Genomic DNA, 21,160 nt, shown 5'->3' on the forward strand with positions numbered 1-21,160 from the left:
ATGAAACCTCTGGTGGCTCTTTTGTTCATTTTAACATGCTCTAATGATGTTTCAATTGAAGAATTGAGGCAGAATTTTTTAAAAGTAGAATCTGAAGAGCAAACAGAATTTTACATAAACGAGCTAGAAAATGCCAATAGTGTTGAATGCCAAGGTTACTTGGCAGGAATGTATTTTATGAAATCGCGTTATGCTGGATTTCCTCTTACTAAAATGAAATATTTTAAAAGAGGAAAAAAGTTACTTGAGCAATTAATAGCTGAAAATCCTAATCACATAGAATTACGTTATTTACGTTTAATTATGCAATACAGGGTTCCTGAATTTTTAGGATATCATGAACATAAACAGCTCGATTATAATTATATTACAACCAATATTGAAAGTGCCAACATGAATTCAGAATTTAAAATTCAAATATTAGAGGCTTTAATAAACATAGACTCTATGAGTGAAGAAAAAATTTCAGAGCTTCATAAAATTCAAGAGCGAATATGATTTTATTTATTTTAATAACAATAGTAACCTTTGTTATAATGGAATGTGTAACATGGTGCACTCATAAATTCGTTATGCATGGATTTATGTGGTATTTTCATGAAGATCATCATCAGCCAAAATATGCCGGTGTTTTTGAAAGAAATGATATTTTCTTTGCAATATTTGCAATTCCTAGTATTTCCTTATTCTATTTTGGGTTAGAAGGTGGATTGAATTACATGTTCTTTATTGGTCTTGGTATTTTGTTTTATGGAATAGCGTATTTTTTAGTTCATGATGTGTTGATACATCAACGATTTAAATGGTTTAAACGTACTAAAAATAAATATCTTATTGGTTTGAGAAAAGCGCATAAAGTGCATCATAAACACCTAGGTAAAGAGGAGGGCGAATGCTTTGGAATGTTATATGTTCCAAAGAAATACTTCAAAATGTAATGTATTTATATTTACTGCTTAATCTCGGTTCTTTTATTGTTCCTTTTATCTATAGTTTTGAAAAAAAACGGATGCATTACATCAAGTATTGGAAAGCTGTGTTTGGTAGTATATGTATAACAGCAACTATATTTTTAACTTGGGATGCCTTTTTTACTATACAAGGTGTTTGGGGATTTAATGAAAAATATCACCTTTCACTTGAAATTATTGGAATGCCAATAGAGGAGTGGTTGTTTTTCATCTGTATACCCTACGCTAGTATTTTTATACATTATGTGTTTCAACACTTCTACCCAGAAATCAGATTACCTGTTGGATTAACAAAAGCTATTACTTTTATGTTTTCTAGTTTAGCAATTGTTCTGGTTTGGATTTATTTTGATCGAAAATATACTGTGGTAAATTTTAGTTTTCTTTTTGTATTGCTCGTATATTCTATTAAACGAAATATTGAGTTTCTTAGAGTATTTTATATAACTTTTATTTTTATTTTGATTCCCTTTTTTTTAGTTAATGGTATACTAACGGGAAGTTTTATAGAAGAGCAAGTAGTATGGTATAATGATTCAGAAAATATGGGGATTCGATTAGGTACTATACCGATTGAAGATATTGGTTATGCTTTTTCAATGCTGTATATGAGTATATTGCTATTTGAGTATTTTAAAAAGAGAAAAGTTTATTAAAAGTTATCATTTCTCTTTTTCTAACATTTCAAATGAAATTATAACATTTACTTTTTCGGATATTTTTTTGCTCACAATCTTCGGTATTGAAATATCAAAATCTTTTGTAGTAATATAAAAAGAAGAATCCAAGTAAATTTTGTTATCAATTAATTTTAGTTCACATTTAGTAGTTATTGTTTTTGTTTGCCCATGAAAAGTTAATTGACCGTTAAGGTTATATGTTGTAACACCGTTGTTTAATGAGTCAAAACTAAAATTTTCAATACTGCCTTTAAAGGTTGCCTTAGGAAACTTAGAAGATTCGGCATAACTTTCATTGAAGTGCTCTTCCATTAAAGCAATTTTAAAATGAAAACCTTTGACCAATGCCAATGCGGCTATTTCCCCATTTTCAGAATTTAAAATTGCCGTAACAGCATTGTTTTCTGCTTCTATTTTTTCAAAAGAGGGAACGGAAGCTTCAAACGCTACACTCCCTGTTTTTGTGTAATATTTTTGGGCTTTAAGAGATAAAGTAGTACAGAGAAATATTAAAATAAAAATCTTTTCTTTCATAATTATTCAATATATCCATTTTCCATCCATTCTTTAATAAAGTCAATTTGTGTTGAAGTTAAAGTACTTCCAAAAGGAGGCATTACACCAGGACTGCCCGGTGCTAATTCAACTCTATCCAATAAAATGCCACTTTCAGCAGCTATTCGAACTTGTGCGTAGGTGGCTAAAGCGTTTGGTGCTCCATTAATTGGAGGGTCACTATGGCAGTTCGTACAATGATTATCCATTATAGATTTAATTTCATTACTGTACGATATCGGATCTGTTGGCAGTGTTAAATCGTCTGTACTATCTGATGAACAATTAAGCAGTGAAACACCAATTAAAACCATTATTAAATTTGAAAAATAAGTTTTCTTCATGTAGAACTAATTAACAGTTAACAACAAAGATATAAAATCATTAACTTTAAACCATATTTATGGTCGTATGAGAAAAAAAAGAATTCTAGTTGTTGTTTTATTTTTACTTGTTTCTTTATTTGGGCTGTATCAATACATCTATAAAGATCATCGTGATATTTCATCTGAATCTACTGATATAATTATTGGAGGTACTCAATTAAAAGATGCATTTGTTTTTAACTATAGCAAAGCAAATGTTAATTATTTAGACAAGACTATTCTTGTGACAGGTAAAATTACAGAATTAACAGTTAGTGAAATAACCCTTGATAACGTTATTTTTTGTACATTTGATACAATAGTTTCGACTATAAATTTAAATGATTCAGTCATGATTAAGGGGAGGTGCATAGGTTTTGATGAATTATTGGAACAAGTAAAAGTTGATCAATGTCAAATCCTCAAAAAATAAAATCTCTTTTCGTATGTAGTATTATACTTTTTACTACTACAACTTTTGGCCAATACAATATATATGATATTTGTCGTCATGGTTCCATAGATGATATACAAGTCTTATATGAGGCAGATTCAAGTGTTATTTCAAAACCAAATAAAGAAGGGTTTACACCTTTAATCTTAGCTGCCTATAATGGTAATAAAGAAATAGTTACGTTTTTAATAGAAAAAAATGTTAATGTAAATAGCCTGAGTTCTAATGGTACTGCTTTAATGGCGGCCGTATTTAAGGGAGATGTTGATATTGCAAAATTATTAATTGAAGCTAAAGCCAAAGTGAACGAGGTAGAAAATACAGGAATGTCTGCCCTACATTATGCGGCTTTTATAAAGAATAAAGAAATGGTTTCTTTATTAGTTAATGCGGGTGCAGATCTTACCATAAAAGACATTAGAGGTCAAACACCATATGATTATGTCAAAAACACAAACAATAACGAATTACTAAAACTACTTAAAATTTAAGCTTATGAAAAAAATTACATACATACTTATTTGTAATATGCTCTTTATTACAAGTATAACGTTTGGTCAGACTATAGGTACGGGAGATATTGTACTCTCTTCAGATTCTGGGCTTGAAATGACGGCAAAGATTGAAGTTTCATCAACCATGGTTACTGTAACTTTAACTGGTCCAAGTGACAGATGGTTTGCACTTGCTATTGGTGCACCAACATCTTCAAATGTTATGGGGTCTAATTCAGATTTACTTTATTATACCAGTACAGGTTTAGAAGATGGTTATATTGGAGGAGGTGGCCCAGTAAATGATACGAATGATTGGAGTTTGATTTCTAATAATATTTCAGGAGGTATAAGAACCATAGTAGCAACTAGAGGTTTGACTGGTTCTGATGCAAACGATTTTGAATTTTCAAATTCTGATACTTCAATAGATTTGGCATGGGCAAGAGGAAGTTCAAGTAGTTTAAGCGTTGGTTACCATGGTTTTTCCAATAAAGGAGTAGCTGCAAGTAATTCTTTCTCTCCTCTTTTGTCAACAGACACTTTTGAATTAGCGCAATTTACGATGTATCCTAATCCAGCCCGAAACTTTATCAATATTGGTCTTCCTCAAGGTTTTCAAAATGCAGAGGTAGAAATTTACAATTATCTGGGTACAAAAGTGCAACAGAAATTGATTAGTAGAGTTGATAACAGTGTGCCTACGGATAATTTAACGAGTGGTATGTACTTAGTTCGTTTGAGTTCTGAAGGTAAAAGTCATAGTAAATCAGTAATCATTCAATAATTTAATATTGTCAATTATTTGTGCACATGCGTAGACTAACCCTACTAATGCTATTGTTTTGTTTAGCATTGTCATTTAAATCATTCGCCCAAGAAGATTTGTTAGATGAACTAGAATCAGAAATTGAGGTAGATAGTACCGTCACTTCAGCATTTAAAGGGCTTAAAATAGTTAATATAGAATCAACAAAACTTGTTGCCGAAAAAGATTTCTTTTTTATTATTGCGCATCGCTTCGGCTCAATAAAAGGAGGTTTAGATGAATTTTTTGGCTTAGATACCTCATCTATTAGATTTAGTTTAATATACAGCTTCGCAGATTGGTTTAATGTGGGTTTTTCGAGAAGTTCGTACAATAAAGTATATGATTTAGCTTTTAAATATAGGTTTGTTCAGCAAGAAAAGGGTGGCTTTCCTTTTACCATTGTTGGATTTAGTAGTGTTGCAGCAAATACTGCTTTTGATGAAGATCAATTTACAGATTTCGAATTTAAACATCGACTGACCTATTTGACGGAAGCATTGATCTCTAGAAAATTTACTGATAAACTATCATTGCAAATTTCACCAATTTTGTTTCATGAAAATTTTGTGGAAAATGATTTACAGGAGAATACACAATTCGCCTTAGGTGCTGGAGGTAGATATAAAATAAGTAAGTATGTGAGTATAAATATGGACTATGCATACCATTTTAATAGAGCTTCAAATAGTCCATTTAGGAACCCACTGTCTTTAGGTGTTGATATTGAAACTGGAGGTCATGTATTTCAATTGCATTTAACCAATGCACAACCCATGTATGACGCGGGATTTTTGACAAATGCAACAGGAGATTGGTCTGAAGGAGATATTTATTTAGGTTTTAACTTATCAAGAGTTTTTTAAAAACCTAATTCTTAGCTTATATTAATTCTTTGTACAAGGTGGGATATCTACTATCTTTGCGCAAGAAAAAGTACTTTTATGAACTACATTTTGTATGATGGTGAAACACGAAACGCATTGTTGCCATTTACATATACCAGACCTGTTGCAGATATTAGAGTTGGTATTTTAACAATTCGAGAAAAATGGGAGAAAAGACTAGGTCTTACTACTGCAACTCTTACAGAAGATTATTTAGGAGATAAATATCCAATGATAGAATTAGAGGCAAATATTATGATTAATGCTTCTTTTGTTCCTACTTCGGATTTGGTAGATAAAGTAAAAGCTTTAAAAGAAAATGAGGTCATCGTTTTTGGAGAAGTAGTTGTTGCTTTTTATGCGACAGATACACAGGAAAATGAGAATTTTGATGAATATGTAAAAGTGTTGTATGAGGGAGAACTTATGCAATTGAAAAATACTTGGGATATATTCAGTTTTAATTATGCTGCGATACGTGAGGATTTTGAGTTTTTAACCGAAGGTAGAAAATCGGCAGATATACCGGATACAGTTACCTGTTTTAACAAGCAAGATATTTTTGTAGAAGAAGGAGTAGAATTAACAGTGGCTATTTTGAATGCAACTCAAGGTCCCATTTATATTGGTAAAGATGCAGTAGTACTTGAAAATGCTGCAATTAGAGGTCCTTTTGCTTTAGGTGATAAAGGTGTTATAAAAATGGGCGCTAAAATTTATGGAGGCACAACCATTGGACCTAATTGTAAGATAGGAGGAGAGGTAAATAACTCAGTCATGTTTGCTAATTCTAATAAAGGCCATGATGGTTATTTAGGAAATGCTGTTATTGGTGAGTGGTGTAATTTAGGTGCAGATACTAATAATTCGAATCTTAAAAATAATTACCTAGAAGTACGCATGTGGAGTTATGAAACAGAGCGATTTGCAAAAACCGGATTGCAGTTTTGCGGATTAATGATGGGAGATCATTCTAAGTGCGGTATCAATACCATGTTTAATACAGGAACAGTTATTGGTGTTAGTGCTAATATATTTGGAGCAGGTTTTCCTAGAAATTTTGTCCCTTCTTTTGCGTGGGGAGGAAGTGCAGGTTTTACGACTTTCAAAATGAACAAGGTGAACGAAGTTGCATCAGCCGTTATGGATCGTAAAGGTTTTGAATTTGATGATCATGAAGAGGCTATTCTAAATCACGTTTTTGAGATTACAGATAAATACAGAAACTTTCAATAAATAAAAAAGGGAACTTCATTTAAGAAAGTTCCCTTTTTAAGTTTGGCGTAGTTGTGTTCTTTTAAATTTTAGAAATGTTTCCAGAGCCACTAACCTTAACCTTCTGAGTGGTTGGATTTCCTTTGTATTTTACATTTCCAGATCCGGCTATACTAGCATTTAAGTCTCCATTAACTGTTGCTTTGATATTACCGCTTCCTGAAATTTTAGCTTCTAAATCTCCAGCTTCATACTCATAGCCATCAAAGCTACCACTACCTGCAATAGAGCAAACTGTACTTGTTGAAGATCCAGTAAGTTCTAGATCACCACTTCCAGCTATACTCGCTTTTAATGAGGTGGCATTCACCTCTAAAACAATGTCTCCACTACCAGCAAGGGCTATCCCAAAATCATTTGTTTTAATGGTTGTAGTAGAAGTGATTTGACCACTGCCTGCGAGAGATACTCCATTAATACTTTCAATTGGTACGATAACTTTTACACTTTTTTTATGTCGAATGCTGTATCCTTTTTTCCACTTAATTTTAAGGGCACCTTTTTTTACTTCTGTAACTAAATATTCAGCTAAATTTTCCTCAACTTGAATGGTAAGATTTCCTTCAGAGCCTTTAACAAGTTCTACGTCAAAAGATCCTCCAGCAGCAACTGTATCATATTCTTCTGTTGTTCTATTAATAGTTACTACGTTTCCGTTTCCTTTTATCTTTCTATCAAAGGCAAATGATTGTGTTGTTGCAATTGCTAAAAAGCAAATTAAAATTGTTTTTAAGTTTTTCATGGCAAATGATTATTTAGATTTTATAGATTTTTATACTTCCGTAAGAAGTTTTTATATAAATATTTCCATTACTACCGTTGTAATCCCCTTCGAAATATTTACTTGTAGACTTTTCTATTTGTTTTATATTGTTAACCCCATCTGGTACCGAAATCCCACCGTATTTACTTTCTAATTGGTATTTAAAAGAACTGCTTGCAGGTACTCCAAGTTTTACGCCAAGATAATCTGTAGTAACACTAACCTTTTTAAAGTTTGGACCCAATTCACCAATTTTTAAACTTCCATAGTCTGCATCAACTACTAGATTTTCTAAAATCTTATCTGCTTTTAGAGCTACGTAGTCACTACTTCCTTCAAAAGAGTTTACGATTCCTAATTTTATACTACCATAATCAGAATTGAATTTTACATTACTCGCGTTATCTATACTAGTGTCACTGTAATCTGTGTTTAAGTCTACATCACCAGCTGAAGTAATATCAATTGAAGAATAATCGATATTAATGGTAACATTTCCCATAGTTTCAACCGATGATCCTCTCGAGTAATCAAGGTTTATGCTATTCCCATTATTTGGTAAGTTACCCGCGATTAATTTGCCGTAATCTAAATTCACTGATACTTCACCATCTACATCACTTATCATTACATCTCCATAGTCCATATCTACATCAAGGTTGTTTGATTTAGGCATTTTAACAATGTATTCAATGTCTATGTTTACACTGTTGTTTCCTTTAAACCAACCCCAAGAATTGTTGTTCTTTCCAATTTGAGTTTTAGCAGACACTTCGCTATTTGATCCGCTCACTAAAATTTGAATATCATCTAATCTATCTTGGGCTTTCTGTTCATTATTACTATTTGTTTTTACTTTAATCTCTAAGGCAACCTTATTTTGGTTCCATGTAGTAATGTCAATGCTACCATATCTATTATCTAAAATAACATCAGCATTAGCACTTACATTAAATTCTTTCGTGATTGTTTTTGTCTTTGTATGTTTTCCTCTCCAACTATTTGCCACAGCAATTGTTGGTAGTAAAAGGAATAGAAATAATATCTTATAATACTGTTTCATGATCTGTTGTTTTAATAAGGTCTAATTCGTTTAACTGTTCTATTACGTTTTGCAATACTTCTACACGTTGCTGAAAATTTGAAACCATTGCAAAAATTACACGTTTGTCACTATCACTATTTTTTAATTCAATTGTTAAGTTTACATATTGCAATTCTAAATGCTCTAATCTTTTAAAAGCATCATCAATAATTTTTTGATTTTCTGGTGTTTTTTGACTGTTGATTTTTTCGATTTCAGTACTAATAAGTGAAGCAAAATAAACTTGTGTTTCTTCCATCTGAGGAGATATATCTGCTAATTCTAATCCATTACCAGTTTGTATGTTTTGCCCAAGCCATACCCCAAGTAATAATACAATTGAGGCCGCAATACCTATCCAAGACCATGGTTTCTTGCTTGCAGGTTGATGTTGGGCTTTTAAACGAGCTTCAAACTTTTTTAAATGGTTTTCAGATGGTTCATGCACATCAAAGTCGCGATCAAAAAGTTGTGTAAAATTTTCTTTCATTTGCTACTTTTTAGTTTAATGTTATTTCACTCAATACTATCTTTCTCAATTTTTCTTTTGCTCTAGAAATAGTAGTTCTGCTATTTTGATTTGAGATTTGCATAATTTCAGAAATTTCTTCGTGGTCGTATCCTTCTATTAAATGAAGTGTTAATGCCACTCTGTAATTGTCTTTTAATTCGCTTATCTTTTTCAAAACTACCTCAGTTGCTACATTAGAATAATTTTGATTTTCTTCTGTATTATTAGAGGCTACTACTTCTAGTTTTACTTCTTCAAAGCGTTTATTCTTTTTAAGTTGTGTTAAACATTTGTTTATCACAATTCGTTTTAACCATGAGCCAAAGGTTACTTCTCCTTTAAAAGTGCTCAATTTGGTAAATGCAATTAAAAACGATTCCTGCATCATATCTTCAGCATCAAAGCTGTTGTTTAGAATTCTAAGTGCTGTATTATACATTGCTCTATAATAACGCTTATAAATCTCCAATTGAGCACTTTGCTCTCCTCTTTCACATTTCTGCAAAAGTGTTCTAATATGTTGTTCGGTATGTTGCAATGAATCGTTTCTGTTAAAAAGACATGGCAGCTGTTAAACTGTTACAGTTTTAGTTAAAGAATTTTAAAAATTATCTAAAAATACATCATATTAATTGATGTGGCTATATAAATTAATTTCAGTTAATTTGTTAATTAAAATTTTTTCATTGCCTTTTGAATTATAGTAATAATAGAAATTTTGGTTTAGATTTAATAAGAGCAAGTGCAATTACTTTGGTTGTTATTTCACATCTTAGTTTTTTGTTATTTCCTGAGTCTGAAAGTTCATTAGTTACTTTTTTAAGAGTTTTAGGAGCTTTAGGAGTTGATCTATTTTTTGTGTTAAGTGGATATCTAATTGGTGGGATTATATTGAAAAATATAGAACAAAATAAAACCAGTTTTAACGATCTATTAAATTTCTGGAAAAGACGTTGGTTTCGAACATTACCTAATTATTTTTTTATTCTATTTGTTAATATTTTTATTTATTTCTTAGTATGTAAAAAATTGCCGGATCAACTTGGGTATTATTTTATCTTTCTTCAAAATTTTGAACATGCTCACCCTAATTTTTTTACAGAGGCTTGGAGCTTATCAATAGAGGAATATGCCTACTTATTTTTACCATTATTGTTGTATGCTGTTATTAAGTATTTTAAAAAAAATAATAGGTCTCAATTGTTTTTATATACTACATTAGTTGTCATATTCATTCTACAATTTTTTAAAGTTTACTATTATTATATTGTTGAGGTAGAATCTTATAAAGCTTGGAGTAGAACTTTTAGAAAGGTTGTATTATTCAGATTAGATGCTATTTATATTGGATTTATACTTATATATTTTGTTCGAGCATTTCCACATTTTTTTAAGAGGTTTAAGGGTGTGTTTTTTGTTTTAGGATTAATCATATTTATACTAGCTCATGCTATTATTGCCCTAAATAATTTATTGCCGGAGTCAGCTCTGTGGTTTTATGTTTTTATCTACTTGCATATGGTTATTATTAGTTTTGGTCTAATGTTTCCATATCTTACCTCGATTCATTTTAACGGTGTATTTTCAAAATTAGTTTCATATCTCAGCTTGAGATCTTATGCAGTTTATCTCATAAATTATTCCATAGTTCTATTGAGTATAGAAAAATTTTATGACTCTCGTTTTTTACACTTCTATGAAAGATGTTTCTGGTCATTTATCTTTGTATCAGCTACTTTAGTTTTATCTGAGTTACTCTATAGATTGTTTGAGAAACCTATTTTGAATTATAGAGATAGAAAATATTCATCCTAAAAACACGTACTGTTTACGTTGGCATAACTCTTGTCAAATAATAACAGAGATAAACCTTAATTGTGTTTAAATATGCACGTTATCAGTAAGTTAGTAAATAGGAGTACTTTTGTGCAGTGTTTGAGTTACTGATAATTGTGACAAAATGACCCTAAATAAATATGAGCGATACGAAATTCATAAAAATTGACAATCTGTCATTACAACAAATGTTTGAAGGAGATTCTGAGTTAATACCATTAATGACTCCTGAAGACGAAGAAGCAATAAATAGAGAAAGTATACCAGAAGAATTATCGATTCTTCCGTTGAGAAATACGGTTCTATTTCCTGGTGTGGTAATTCCTATTACTGCGGGTAGAGATGCATCTATTCAATTAATTAAAGATGCCAATGGAGGTAATAAAATAATGGGGGTAGTTGCTCAAAAAGACGAGTTAGTTGAGAGTCCGGGGATTGAAGATATTAATAGAGTTGGTACAGTTGCTAGAATTTTGAAAATGTTAAAAATGCCTGATGGTAACACAACGGTTATCATTCAAGGTACGAAGCGTTTTGAATTAGATAGAATAACACAAGAACAACCTTATTTAAGAGCAACAACAAAAAATGTTGACGAAGATAGAAGTCAAGTTAAAGAACAAGAATTTGAAGCGATTATCGATTCTATAAAATCGATGGCCTTAAAAATCATTAAGATTCACCCGAATCTTCCTTCGGAGGCTTCTTTTGCAATTAAGAATATTGAGAGTAGCGCTTTCTTAGTGAATTTTGTTGCTTCTAATATGAATTTAGAAGTAAACGAGAAGCAAGCCTTGTTAAACGAGAATAATCTAAAAGAACGTGCTTTGTTGACCTTAAAATACATGACTAAAGAAATGCAAAAGCTAGAATTGCGTCATGATATTCAAAATAAAACGCGTTCTGATATGGATCAGCAACAACGTGAGTACTACCTGAATCAACAATTAAAAACGATTCAAGAAGAGTTAGGTGGAGTTTCTTATGATGAGGAATTACAAGAGCTAAAAGAAAAATCAAAATCTAAAAAGTGGCCGAAAGAGGTAGCAGAAAAATTTGATAAAGAAATAGGAAGACTGCAACGTATGAATCCTCAGGTCGCAGAATATTCTGTACAGCGCAATTATTTAGATTTAATGATTGAGTTACCTTGGAATGAGTATTCACAAGACCAATTCGATTTAAAAAGAGCGCAAAAGATTTTAGATAGAGATCATTTTGGTCTTGAAAAAGTGAAGGAGCGTATTATTGAACATTTAGCTGTATTAAAGCTAAAGGGCGATATGAAATCACCAATTATTTGTTTACATGGTCCTCCAGGAGTTGGAAAAACATCTTTAGGTAAATCTATAGCGGAATCTTTAGGTAGAGAGTATGTGCGAATGAGTTTAGGTGGATTGCGAGATGAGGCAGAGATTAGAGGACACCGTAAAACCTATATTGGCGCAATGCCAGGGCGTTTGCTGCAAAGTCTTAAAAAGGCAGGAACTTCAAATCCAGTATTTGTATTAGATGAAATAGACAAGTTAGCATCAAATTCGCATAATGGTGACCCTTCTGCAGCAATGTTAGAAGTTTTAGATCCAGCTCAAAATAGCGAGTTTTATGATAATTATTTAGAATTAGGTTACGACCTTTCTAAGATTTTATTTGTTGCCACCGCAAACACATTATCTACTATTCCATGGGCCTTAAGAGATCGTATGGAAATCATTAATGTAAGTGGTTATACCATTGAAGAGAAAGTTGAAATTGCGAGAAAGCATTTGTTGCCAAAGCAGTTAAAAGAGCATGGACTTACAAAGGAACATTTAAAGCTTAATAAACCTCAAATAGAAAAGATTGTAGAGGGGTATACGCGTGAATCTGGTGTTAGAGGACTTGATAAGCAAGTTGCTAAAATGGTTCGTTATGCTGCCAAATCTATTGCAATGGAAGAGGAGTATGATATTGAGGTGTCTAAAGAAACTGTTGAAAAAGTTTTAGGAGTTTCGCATTTAGAGCGTGATAAATATGAAAATAATGATGTTGCAGGTGTTGTTACAGGTTTGGCTTGGACACGTGTAGGAGGTGATATTTTATTCATAGAATCTTTGGTCTCTAAGGGTAAAGGATTGTCTATTACAGGTAATCTAGGCACTGTAATGAAAGAATCAGCAACAATTGCATTAGAATATATTAAAGCACATGCTGATACCTTTGGTATAGATCCAAAAGTTTTTGGCGAGTATAAAGTACATATACATGTTCCAGAAGGAGCGACTCCAAAGGATGGACCAAGTGCAGGTATCACAATGTTAACTTCTCTAGTTTCTGTATTTACCCAGCGAAAAGTTAAATCTAAATTGGCCATGTCTGGTGAAATTACTTTGAGAGGAAAGGTATTGCCAGTTGGTGGAATTAAAGAGAAAATCTTAGCTGCTAAAAGAGCAAATATTAAAGAAATAATTTTATGTGTAGACAATAAGAAGGATGTAGATGAGATTAATCAGAAATATTTAAAAGGAGTGAAGTTTCATTACGTTACCGAGATGAGTGAAGTAATTGATATTGCGCTGCTCAAGCAAAAAGTAAAAGGAGCAATAAAGTTTTAATAGAAAGGAGATCAAATTGATCTCCTTTTTTTATGTGTAACGAACACATTAACGTTCTTTAAGGTTTATTTATGAGTTTGTTATAAATGTTGTTTAAGGTATTTAAATACATTCGTTACGATGTTCTAATCAATTTATGAGTAAACTTTTTTTATTTCTGTTCTTCTTGCTATCAATACAGCTAATGGCTCAAGAAAAGTTGATTGGTAAAATATATACAGATACTGGAGTGGCGCCTTTTATAGAGGTTACAAATCTCTCTAAAAGAAAAACAATCTATTCAAATGAACAAGGAAATTTTAGCATTATTGCACAAATAAATGATTCTATTGTATTTAGATCTAGCTTTTATGAAATCCAATATCTAACAGTTCAAAAGCATCATTTAAAAGAAATTCAAGTAATTCAATTAAAGGAAAGTATGAATCAATTAGATGAAGTAACTGTTGATGGTGCTTATAAAAATGACTTTAACACCGAAGAATATACGAGTGCCTTAAACGAAATAATTAAAGAGGATATAAAAAAGCATCCGTATAAATATGGTAAATCTCCATCAGGTGGAATCGATTTTATTATGATTGGAAAATTTGTTGCTGGATTATTCGTAAAGAAAAAAAGAGTAACTAAAGTATTTGTACCTATAAGTTTTGACGATTTATATGCGCTCTTTGAGACAAATGAATACTTTAATGATGAATTTTTACTTCAGACATTAGAGATTCCTATAGAAAAGAAATTTCTATTTTTTGATTATTGCGAAGGGCAAATGATAAATTATGAATTGCTAAAGACTGAAAATAAATTTCTGTTTGTAGATACCTTAGTAAAAAAAGCATATGAGTTTAAAAAACTTTGATCTAAAATTATCGCTTTATATTCTTTTCATATAAAGTAATCCAATCTTCAACAGTAAATTTTTGCATTAGTTGTGCGATTAAATCAAAAGAAATTTCTTCTGCTTTTTTAAAACGTATACAACTTTTACCCATATCTAATTTACGCTTACAATGTTTAGGATATTCAATTACAAACCATTCTAAAATTTCAGGACTAGCATAAATACCAGCATGATACAGTGCAATAAAATTCTTTTGAGATGCAATATTGGCAAAAAGTAGCGGTAATTCTGGAGTACAGTGATATCCTGCTGGATAAATACTTTTGGGTACTACATAACCAATCATGCCGTAACTCATTACCTCTTGAAATCCATTTGGGATATTATCTAAAATTGTACGGCGTAGTTCTTTAAAATGCGGAATTCGGTCTTCTGGAATTTTAGAAATGTATTCTTCTTGTGAGTTGGCATCAATTTTCATTACTTTCTGTTGAAATAAAGTTAGAAAAATTAAAGAACCAAATAAAGAAATGCTATTTGAAAAAAGTCTTTGCTTTTTCCCAATAAACATCCATTTCATCCAAAGACATGTTGTGTAAAGATTTACCTTCGTTTTTAGCTGCTTGCTCTAAATATTGAAAACGCTTTATAAATTTCTTATTGGTTCTTTCTAAAGCATCCTCTGGATTAACTTTAATAAAACGAGCATAATTCACCATAGAAAAAAGCACATCGCCAAATTCACTTTCTATGGCATCTTGATTGCCGCTTTTAATTTCGTCATTAAGTTCTGCTAATTCTTCTTGAACTTTTTCCCAAACTTGTTCTGGTTGCTCCCAATCAAACCCAACTCCTGCAACCTTGTCTTGCACACGATTGGCTTTTACCATAGCGGGGAGTGATTTTGGAACACCCTCTAAAACAGATTTTTTACCTTCTTTTAGTTTTAGTTTTTCCCAATTTTGTTTCACCTCTTCTTCATCCTTTACATCAATGTCTCCATAGATATGTGGGTGGCGATGAATAAGTTTATCTGAAATGGAATTAGCTACGTCGGCAATGTCAAAATCGTTGGTTTCAGAACCAATTTTTGAGTAGAAAATAATATGAAGTAATAAATCACCTAATTCTTTTTTTACTTCTTCTAGGTCATTATCTAATATCGCGTCACCTAGCTCATAAGTCTCCTCTATGGTAAGGTGACGCAATGTTTGTATGGTTTGTTTCTTGTCCCAAGGGCACTGCTCGCGCAACTCATCCATTATGGTGAGCAGTCTATCAATTGCCTGCAGTTGTTGGGCTCTAGAATTCATTTATGCTTCAGACGTTTCAGTTCCTTCGTCATCTTCTGTAATGGTAGAGAAATCAAACCCATTTTTTACTAAGATGTTATACCACTGAACAACTTTTTTAATGTTAGATGCGTACACACGTTCTTCATCGTAGTTTGGTAGCACTTCAGCAAAGAAAGCTTCAAGTTTTTTTGCACTTTCTTTGTGGCTAATAGTTTCTTTGCCTTCTTCTTTCTCTGCAATCGCTTTAAATACTAATTTTAAAGGTACCTCTTCTTCGAACGTATAGATTGCAATATTGTCTAAAACACTAATATTATGCGTAGCAGTAATTGGAAAACGTTTGTTGTCTTGCATTGATTCCACAATCACACTTGAGTTAGATTGTGCAACAATCTTATATAAACCTGGTTTGCCAGTAACAGCAATAATTTCTTCTAATTTCATATTATCGTTTCTTCACGTTATAAAATTTCATTCGGTATTCTGGATTGATTTTACCTTTTGAAATATTATCTAATTTCTTTTTAATTAATCTCTTTTTTAACGATGATAACTTGTCTGTAAATAATACGCCTTCAATATGGTCGTATTCATGCTGTACCACACGAGCAGCAAGACCAGAAAGCGTTTCAGTATGCTTTTCAAATTTTTCATCGTAATATTCTATTGTCAATGTTTCATTTCTAAAAACATCTTCTCTTACATCTGGTATACTTAAACACCCCTCACTAAAGGCCCACTCATCACCAGTTTCTTCTAAAATTTTGGCATTGATAAAAACTTTGTTATAAGTGCTTAAGAATTCTTGCTCTTCAGCATCTAAATCATCATCTTCTGCAAATGGTCTTGTATCAACCAAAAATATGCGAATTGCTTTTCCAATTTGAGGGGCAGCTAAACCAACTCCATGTGCATTTTTCATGGTTTCTTTCATGTTTTCAAGAAGTTGCTCTAACCCTGGGTATTCTGGGGTTATATCTTTTGCAACTTTGCGTAAAACTGGATCGCCATATGCGATTATTGGTAGGACCATTTGTTTAACATTTTAAAAATGCAAAAATATAATAAATGCCATTAATTTTAGTAGTTTTGATTGAATAATGCCTCACAAATGAATTGGAAAAAATATTGGAATGATCACGCCTCAAAACAGGGAGGGGATTTAATAGCTCAGGTGCAGCGGAAAGATGCGAAAAGTACGGAGCTAACCATTAATCACATCATTAGAAATTTAAACATTTCTAAAATAGATGAGGTGCTTGATGTTTGTTGTGGTAATGGAATTTTAACTGAGGCTATTGCAAAAAAATGCCATGGCATAGTAGGGGTAGATCAATCTGAGGCATTATTAAATGTGGCTAAACTTAAGAGTAAACAAAAGAACTCTCAATATATTTTGGGTTCAGCGTTAGAGTTGCATTCTGTATTAGAAGGCAAATCCTTTGATAAAATTTACTTACAATTTTCGTTGCAATACTTTACTAAGAAAAGAGGCGGTGCTCGTTTAATAAAGCAATTATTAACTGTTCTTAAACCTGGAGGAGTAATTTTTATTGGAGATATTACTAATAAAGATAAGTTATTCCATTTCTATGATACCCCTATTAAAAAAGCACGATTTTTAAAACAGCAACTACAGCGGAAAAATAATATGGGTAAATTTTGGAAACGTTCTGAACTCGAATTGATTTGTACTAAATTAGGAGTTAATGGGACTTATTTAGAACAGCCTTCCGAATTGCCTTATGCACATTACAGATTTGATTTTATAATTACTAAATAGGTTTCTGATCTAAATAGGTTTGCAAAATAATGGTGGCACTTATTTCATCTATTAAGCCTTTATTTTGACGATGCTTTTTCTTTAGTCCGCTTGATAGCATAGTATCAAACGCCATTTTTGATGTAAATCGCTCGTCTACTTTAACCACTGGAATTTTTGAATAAGTCGAATTTAATTTAGAAATAAATGTTGCAATAGCGTCCGCACTTTGACTATCTGTATAATCCATTTGTTTGGGTTGTCCCACGACAAATAATTCTACTGGCTCAGATTGTAAATACTTCGTAATAAACTTAAAAATATCTTTAGTAGAAACAGTAGCCAATCCAGAAGCAATAATTTGCATTGGATCCGTTACCGCTATACCTGTTCTAACTGTTCCGTAATCAAACGCTAAAATTCGAGCCATGTTTCTTTTTAAAGTTGCGACAAAAATAAGCATATAAATAAAAAGTACATTTTTACCCAATAATTTATTGGGTTGGTTATCTTTGCTCTGCTAATAAAAAATGAGATGACAGAATTACAACAAATTATTGAAAACGCTTGGGAAGATAGAGCGTTACTAAAAGAAGAAACTACGCAAGATGCTATAAGAAAAGTTGTTGATTTATTAGATAAAGGCACCTTAAGAGTTGCAGAACCAGTGGCTGATGGGTGGCAAGTAAACGAATGGGTTAAAAAAGCTGTTGTGCTATATTTTCCTATTCAGAAAATGGAAACTTTTGAAGTTGGTATTTTTGAGTATCACGATAAAATTCCGTTAAAAAGAAATTATGCCGAAAGAGGTATTCGTGTTGTACCTCATGCAGTTGCAAGACACGGGTCTTACATTTCTTCTGGTACTATATTAATGCCAAGTTATGTGAATATTGGAGCCTATGTAGATGAAGGTACTATGGTAGATACTTGGGCCACTGTTGGTAGTTGTGCTCAAATTGGAAAAAATGTTCATTTGAGTGGTGGTGTTGGAATTGGTGGTGTTCTAGAGCCGTTACAAGCTGCGCCCGTAATAATAGAAGACAATGTTTTTGTTGGTTCTAGATGTATTGTAGTAGAAGGTGTACATGTTGAGAAAGAAGCTGTTCTTGGAGCCAATGTTGTTTTGACAATGAGTACTAAAATTATTGATGTAACTGGTGATGAACCTGTTGAGATGAAGGGAAGAGTGCCTGAAAGATCTGTGGTGATTCCTGGTAGTTATACAAAAAAGTTTGCAGCTGGTGAGTACCAAGTTCCTTGTGCTTTAATTATTGGCAAGCGTAAAGAAAGTACTGATAAGAAAACATCTTTAAACGATGCGTTAAGAGAGAATAACGTAGCTGTATAAAACAAAATTCGTTTGAGAATAACCGCAATCATACCAACCTTTAACGAAGAAGATAACATTGAAGCTGCCATAAAATCAGTGGCTTTTGCTGATGAGGTAATTGTTATTGATTCGTATAGTACAGACAATACATTTGCCCTTGCTAAAAAAGCAGGTGTTAAAACTATACAGCGCGTGTTTGATGATTTTTCTACCCAGAAAAATTTTGCGATTGATCGGGCAAGTAATGATTGGATTTATGTTTTAGATGCAGATGAGCGTGTTACTGATGACTTGAGAGCAGAGTTAGAAGCATTAGATTTATCGTCTACTGATAAAGTTGGTTTTTTTGTGTATCGAACATTTTACTTTATCGGAAGAAAGATCAATCATGGAGGTTGGGAACGTGATAAGGTAATTCGATTATTCAATAGAAACTTCTGTAGATATAATGGGAATTTGGTACATGAAGTAATTAAGGCAAATGGCGACGTTGGATTTTGCAAGAATAAACTCGAACACTTTTCGTATCGTGGATTTGACCATTATATAGCGAAATTAAACCATTACGCAGCCTTAAGAGCAAAACGATTGTTAGGTGAAGGTCGCGCAGTTAATTTTTACCATGTTGGTATAAAACCTCCGGCAAGGTTTTTTATTCATTATATTATTCGAAGAGGTTTTTTAGACGGTTTTCCGGGGTTTGTGTTGGCATCTACACAGGCTTATGGCGTGTTAACAAGATATATTAAATTGTGGTCGTTAAAAAAGAATCTTCAATGATTTGACATGCCATTTAATTCTAATCATATAAACGTAGATGCAGTAATTACCTGGGTGGATGGTAATGATGAGCAATGGCAACGTAAAATCAATCCGTATTTAGAGAAGAAAATAGACTGGTCTAATAAGAAAGAAACAGTTAGATTTCAGTCTATTGATGAGATTGTGTATTGTATACAATCAATCATAAAATTTGCACCATTTATTCGCAACATATTTGTTGTTACTGATAACCAAACACCACCAAACTTTAGTGAACTTCAGGCACTAGCAGAAAAAAAAGGTAAAAAACTTAGGTTAGTAGATCACAAAGAAATATTTACTGACTTCGAGTCATATTTGCCAACTTTTAATTCTAGATCTATAGGTCCAATGCTAACGAGAATAAAAGGACTTGCGGAACACTTTATATTTTTTAATGACGATTTCTTTTTAATGAAAGAAACTCAAGTAACCGATTTCTTTGTAGAAGGTAAACCAATTTATCGTGGTAAATGGGCTGAGTTTTATGAAAATAGAAAAGCTAGAAAAGTATATTTAAAAGTTGCTCCATTGTTTAAGATTCGACCAAAAGTTGTAAAAGAAGGGACTAAAAAGGCACAGCAAACTGGGGCAAAGGTTGTAGGGTTAAACAAGTATGTGAAACTAAATCATACTCCAGTAGCACTTAGAAAATCTACCATAGATTCTTTTTTTGAGCAAAATCCTGAAGTACTAATAAATAATATAAAGTATCGTTTTAGGAGTAAAGATCAATTTATAGTTTCTTCTTTAGGTGTGCATTTAGAAGTTAAGAGTGGTACTGCCATTATTAAAAAAAATCTACAGTTGACTTATTTTCAATCGTATAGAAAATTAAAACGTGTAAAGCGAAAACTAAAGCGGTTTGAAAAAAGCAATTCCAAATTATTTACCTGTTTTCAAAGTCTTGAAATGGCAGATTCCAAAACCCAAGAATACATTATAAATTGGATTGAGAAACGATTAGAAATTTAAATAATCCTTTGTTCTACTTCTAATTCTAGATTGTAAGTTTCTTTTACTTTTTGTTTGATAATTGTAATCAAGTCAATAATATCTTGTCCTTTAGCATTATTGTAATTAACAATAAATCCCCCCATGTTTTTCTGAGATTTTGGCTCCACCTATTGAGAGTCCTTTAAGACCTAATTCTTCAATAATTGCACCTACAAAATATCCTTTAGGTCTTTTGAAAACACTACCCGCATTTGGAAAATCCTTTGGTTGTTTTTTCCATCGTTGCTCCTTAATCAATTCCATTTTAGAATTAATTTCATTTGAGTTACCAGATTTTAGTTTTAACCAAGCCTTTAATACAACCTTATCTGTATTTTTTTGAAAAAAGCTATTTCTAAATTCAAATCCAATATCTTCTTTAGCAACTTCTTTAATTGAAAAATCTTCTAGATCTAAATATCTAACTTTAACAATAACGTCTTTTATTTCTTCGCCACTCGCACCAGCATTCATAACTATTGCTCCACCTAAAGAACTTGGTATATCGTAAAAGATTTCTAATCCACTTAAATCATTGTCAAGAGCAATTTTACTTAAATCATACATGGTTATACCCGATTCGGCAATAATTACATTATTAGCTAAATCAAGTTCGTAATTATTGTAATTGCCGTTAAATATTAGAAAGTTATTATCATAATATGGTTTTGAAAAAATGATATTATGACCAGAACCGATTAAAATATACGGTGATTTTAATTTGTAAAAACTAACAACATCTGCTTCTGTTTCAGGAAAATAGGCAGTCTTGCAAGCAGCTTGAATTCTATATGAATTATAGGATGTTAAATCGAAGTTGTCAATAATTTGCATGCCCTTGATTAATTAAGAGGT

Annotated in this window: 28 protein-coding genes; 15 read left to right on the top strand and 13 right to left on the bottom strand. The window is 31.9% G+C overall.

From position 1 onward, the window contains the following. The 3 genes from ACYQ5R_RS11575 to ACYQ5R_RS11585 are packed head-to-tail and all read left to right on the top strand — an operon-like array spanning window position 1 to window position 1,627. Window positions 1-498 carry a hypothetical protein gene (locus ACYQ5R_RS11575; protein ID WP_460191113.1) on the top strand — a complete coding sequence of 166 codons (498 nt, stop codon included), beginning with the start codon at window positions 1-3 and terminating at the stop codon, window positions 496-498. 38 nt (window positions 499-536) lie between these two features. Beyond that, on the top strand, window positions 537-938 hold the full coding sequence (locus ACYQ5R_RS11580) for a sterol desaturase family protein (RefSeq protein WP_460191114.1): 402 nt from the start codon (window positions 537-539) through the stop codon (window positions 936-938). Next, entirely contained in the window at window positions 938-1,627 is a 690-nt protein-coding gene (locus tag ACYQ5R_RS11585; RefSeq protein ID WP_460191115.1) for a lycopene cyclase domain-containing protein, read from the top strand. The genes ACYQ5R_RS11580 and ACYQ5R_RS11585 overlap by 1 nt, the downstream gene beginning before the upstream one ends. Before the next feature lie 6 nt (window positions 1,628-1,633). On the opposite strand, the gene ACYQ5R_RS11590 is transcribed toward ACYQ5R_RS11585, so the two are convergent. Together ACYQ5R_RS11590 and ACYQ5R_RS11595 are read right to left on the bottom strand one after the other, a co-directional pair. Further along, window positions 1,634-2,185, bottom strand: coding sequence for a YceI family protein (locus ACYQ5R_RS11590; protein WP_460191116.1), 552 nt, complete (start codon window positions 2,183-2,185; stop codon window positions 1,634-1,636). A gap of 2 nt (window positions 2,186-2,187) precedes the next feature. Then, window positions 2,188-2,550, bottom strand: coding sequence for a c-type cytochrome (locus ACYQ5R_RS11595; protein ID WP_460191117.1), 363 nt, complete (start codon window positions 2,548-2,550; stop codon window positions 2,188-2,190). 67 nt (window positions 2,551-2,617) lie between these two features. Here ACYQ5R_RS11595 and ACYQ5R_RS11600 point away from each other — a divergent pair, with 67 nt between their 5' ends. The 5 genes from ACYQ5R_RS11600 to ACYQ5R_RS11620 all read left to right on the top strand — a co-directional run bounded on the left by ACYQ5R_RS11600 (window position 2,618) and on the right by ACYQ5R_RS11620 (window position 6,450). Beyond that, window positions 2,618-3,004, top strand: a complete 387-nt coding sequence (locus ACYQ5R_RS11600) for an OB-fold protein (RefSeq protein ID WP_460191118.1) — start codon at window positions 2,618-2,620, stop codon at window positions 3,002-3,004. Further along, the gene (locus tag ACYQ5R_RS11605) at window positions 2,983-3,516 is read left to right on the top strand and encodes an ankyrin repeat domain-containing protein (protein WP_460191119.1); all 534 of its coding nucleotides are present in this window, start codon (window positions 2,983-2,985) and stop codon (window positions 3,514-3,516) included. Before ACYQ5R_RS11600 ends, ACYQ5R_RS11605 begins: the two co-directional genes overlap by 22 nt. A 4-nt stretch (window positions 3,517-3,520) precedes the next feature. Further along, window positions 3,521-4,306 (top strand): T9SS type A sorting domain-containing protein, encoded by a 786-nt coding sequence (locus tag ACYQ5R_RS11610; protein WP_460191120.1) that lies wholly within the window; start codon window positions 3,521-3,523, stop codon window positions 4,304-4,306. 26 nt (window positions 4,307-4,332) lie between these two features. Beyond that, entirely contained in the window at window positions 4,333-5,193 is an 861-nt protein-coding gene (locus ACYQ5R_RS11615) for a DUF5777 family beta-barrel protein (RefSeq protein WP_460191121.1), read from the top strand. A 78-nt stretch (window positions 5,194-5,271) separates the two neighbouring features. Further along, window positions 5,272-6,450 (top strand): GlmU family protein, encoded by a 1,179-nt coding sequence (locus tag ACYQ5R_RS11620; RefSeq protein WP_460191122.1) that lies wholly within the window; start codon window positions 5,272-5,274, stop codon window positions 6,448-6,450. A gap of 61 nt (window positions 6,451-6,511) precedes the next feature. Here ACYQ5R_RS11620 and ACYQ5R_RS11625 read toward each other — a convergent pair whose 3' ends face one another. From ACYQ5R_RS11625 to ACYQ5R_RS11640, 4 genes are read right to left on the bottom strand one after another with little or no spacing between them, the layout of a single operon-like run. Then, window positions 6,512-7,231 (bottom strand): head GIN domain-containing protein, encoded by a 720-nt coding sequence (locus ACYQ5R_RS11625; RefSeq protein ID WP_460191123.1) that lies wholly within the window; start codon window positions 7,229-7,231, stop codon window positions 6,512-6,514. Window positions 7,232-7,244: 13 nt separating this feature from the next. After that, window positions 7,245-8,315 (bottom strand): DUF4097 family beta strand repeat-containing protein, encoded by a 1,071-nt coding sequence (locus ACYQ5R_RS11630; RefSeq protein WP_460191124.1) that lies wholly within the window; start codon window positions 8,313-8,315, stop codon window positions 7,245-7,247. Then, on the bottom strand, window positions 8,299-8,826 hold the full coding sequence (locus tag ACYQ5R_RS11635; protein ID WP_460191125.1) for a hypothetical protein: 528 nt from the start codon (window positions 8,824-8,826) through the stop codon (window positions 8,299-8,301). The genes ACYQ5R_RS11630 and ACYQ5R_RS11635 overlap by 17 nt, the downstream gene beginning before the upstream one ends. Before the next feature lie 10 nt (window positions 8,827-8,836). Then, window positions 8,837-9,385, bottom strand: coding sequence for an RNA polymerase sigma factor (locus ACYQ5R_RS11640; RefSeq protein WP_460191126.1), 549 nt, complete (start codon window positions 9,383-9,385; stop codon window positions 8,837-8,839). Window positions 9,386-9,540: 155 nt separating this feature from the next. Between ACYQ5R_RS11640 and ACYQ5R_RS11645 the strand changes: the two genes are divergently transcribed. The 3 genes from ACYQ5R_RS11645 (at window position 9,541) to ACYQ5R_RS11655 (ending at window position 14,136) form a co-directional block, all read left to right on the top strand. Next, window positions 9,541-10,662 (top strand): acyltransferase family protein, encoded by a 1,122-nt coding sequence (locus ACYQ5R_RS11645; RefSeq protein ID WP_460191127.1) that lies wholly within the window; start codon window positions 9,541-9,543, stop codon window positions 10,660-10,662. A 161-nt stretch (window positions 10,663-10,823) separates the two neighbouring features. After that, window positions 10,824-13,277 (top strand): endopeptidase La, encoded by a 2,454-nt coding sequence (gene lon / locus ACYQ5R_RS11650; RefSeq protein ID WP_460191128.1) that lies wholly within the window; start codon window positions 10,824-10,826, stop codon window positions 13,275-13,277. Between the two features lie 136 nt (window positions 13,278-13,413). Continuing rightward, the gene (locus ACYQ5R_RS11655; RefSeq protein WP_460191129.1) at window positions 13,414-14,136 is read left to right on the top strand and encodes a peptidase associated/transthyretin-like domain-containing protein; all 723 of its coding nucleotides are present in this window, start codon (window positions 13,414-13,416) and stop codon (window positions 14,134-14,136) included. A gap of 7 nt (window positions 14,137-14,143) precedes the next feature. On the opposite strand, the gene ACYQ5R_RS11660 is transcribed toward ACYQ5R_RS11655, so the two are convergent. The 4 genes from ACYQ5R_RS11660 to def are packed head-to-tail and all read right to left on the bottom strand — an operon-like array spanning window position 14,144 to window position 16,446. Then, window positions 14,144-14,599: a DUF1801 domain-containing protein gene (locus ACYQ5R_RS11660; protein ID WP_460191130.1), complete on the bottom strand. Its 456-nt coding sequence runs from the start codon at window positions 14,597-14,599 to the stop codon at window positions 14,144-14,146. 52 nt (window positions 14,600-14,651) lie between these two features. Beyond that, complete coding sequence (mazG, locus tag ACYQ5R_RS11665; RefSeq protein ID WP_460191131.1) at window positions 14,652-15,431, bottom strand: nucleoside triphosphate pyrophosphohydrolase; 780 nt, start codon at window positions 15,429-15,431, stop codon at window positions 14,652-14,654. Further along, complete coding sequence (locus ACYQ5R_RS11670) at window positions 15,432-15,857, bottom strand: DUF5606 family protein (protein WP_460191132.1); 426 nt, start codon at window positions 15,855-15,857, stop codon at window positions 15,432-15,434. It abuts the gene before it with no gap. 1 nt (window position 15,858) lies between these two features. Then, window positions 15,859-16,446 carry a peptide deformylase gene (gene def, locus ACYQ5R_RS11675; RefSeq protein WP_460191133.1) on the bottom strand — a complete coding sequence of 196 codons (588 nt, stop codon included), beginning with the start codon at window positions 16,444-16,446 and terminating at the stop codon, window positions 15,859-15,861. Window positions 16,447-16,524: 78 nt separating this feature from the next. On the opposite strand from def, the gene ACYQ5R_RS11680 reads away from it, so the two are divergent. Continuing rightward, complete coding sequence (locus ACYQ5R_RS11680; RefSeq protein WP_460191134.1) at window positions 16,525-17,196, top strand: class I SAM-dependent methyltransferase; 672 nt, start codon at window positions 16,525-16,527, stop codon at window positions 17,194-17,196. Here ACYQ5R_RS11680 and ruvX read toward each other — a convergent pair. Beyond that, on the bottom strand, window positions 17,189-17,605 hold the full coding sequence (gene ruvX, locus ACYQ5R_RS11685) for a Holliday junction resolvase RuvX (RefSeq protein ID WP_460191135.1): 417 nt from the start codon (window positions 17,603-17,605) through the stop codon (window positions 17,189-17,191). The genes ACYQ5R_RS11680 and ruvX overlap by 8 nt on opposite strands. 105 nt (window positions 17,606-17,710) lie before the next feature. On the opposite strand from ruvX, the gene ACYQ5R_RS11690 reads away from it, so the two are divergent. The 3 genes from ACYQ5R_RS11690 to ACYQ5R_RS11700 are packed head-to-tail and all read left to right on the top strand — an operon-like array spanning window position 17,711 to window position 20,284. Further along, window positions 17,711-18,526 carry a 2,3,4,5-tetrahydropyridine-2,6-dicarboxylate N-succinyltransferase gene (locus ACYQ5R_RS11690; RefSeq protein ID WP_460191136.1) on the top strand — a complete coding sequence of 272 codons (816 nt, stop codon included), beginning with the start codon at window positions 17,711-17,713 and terminating at the stop codon, window positions 18,524-18,526. Window positions 18,527-18,538: 12 nt separating this feature from the next. After that, entirely contained in the window at window positions 18,539-19,288 is a 750-nt protein-coding gene (locus tag ACYQ5R_RS11695) for a glycosyltransferase family 2 protein (RefSeq protein ID WP_460191137.1), read from the top strand. 6 nt (window positions 19,289-19,294) lie between these two features. Beyond that, window positions 19,295-20,284, top strand: coding sequence for a Stealth CR1 domain-containing protein (locus ACYQ5R_RS11700; RefSeq protein WP_460191138.1), 990 nt, complete (start codon window positions 19,295-19,297; stop codon window positions 20,282-20,284). Here ACYQ5R_RS11700 and ACYQ5R_RS11705 read toward each other — a convergent pair. Together ACYQ5R_RS11705 and murB are read right to left on the bottom strand one after the other, a co-directional pair. Then, window positions 20,281-20,409, bottom strand: a complete 129-nt coding sequence (locus tag ACYQ5R_RS11705) for a hypothetical protein (RefSeq protein WP_460191139.1) — start codon at window positions 20,407-20,409, stop codon at window positions 20,281-20,283. The two genes, ACYQ5R_RS11700 and ACYQ5R_RS11705, sit on opposite strands and share 4 nt — an antisense overlap. Beyond that, the gene (gene murB / locus ACYQ5R_RS11710) at window positions 20,390-21,139 is read right to left on the bottom strand and encodes a UDP-N-acetylmuramate dehydrogenase (protein WP_460191140.1); all 750 of its coding nucleotides are present in this window, start codon (window positions 21,137-21,139) and stop codon (window positions 20,390-20,392) included. Before murB ends, ACYQ5R_RS11705 begins: the two co-directional genes overlap by 20 nt. Between the last annotated feature and the right edge of the window lie 21 nt (window positions 21,140-21,160).

The organism is Urechidicola sp. KH5 (genome assembly GCF_054661455.1).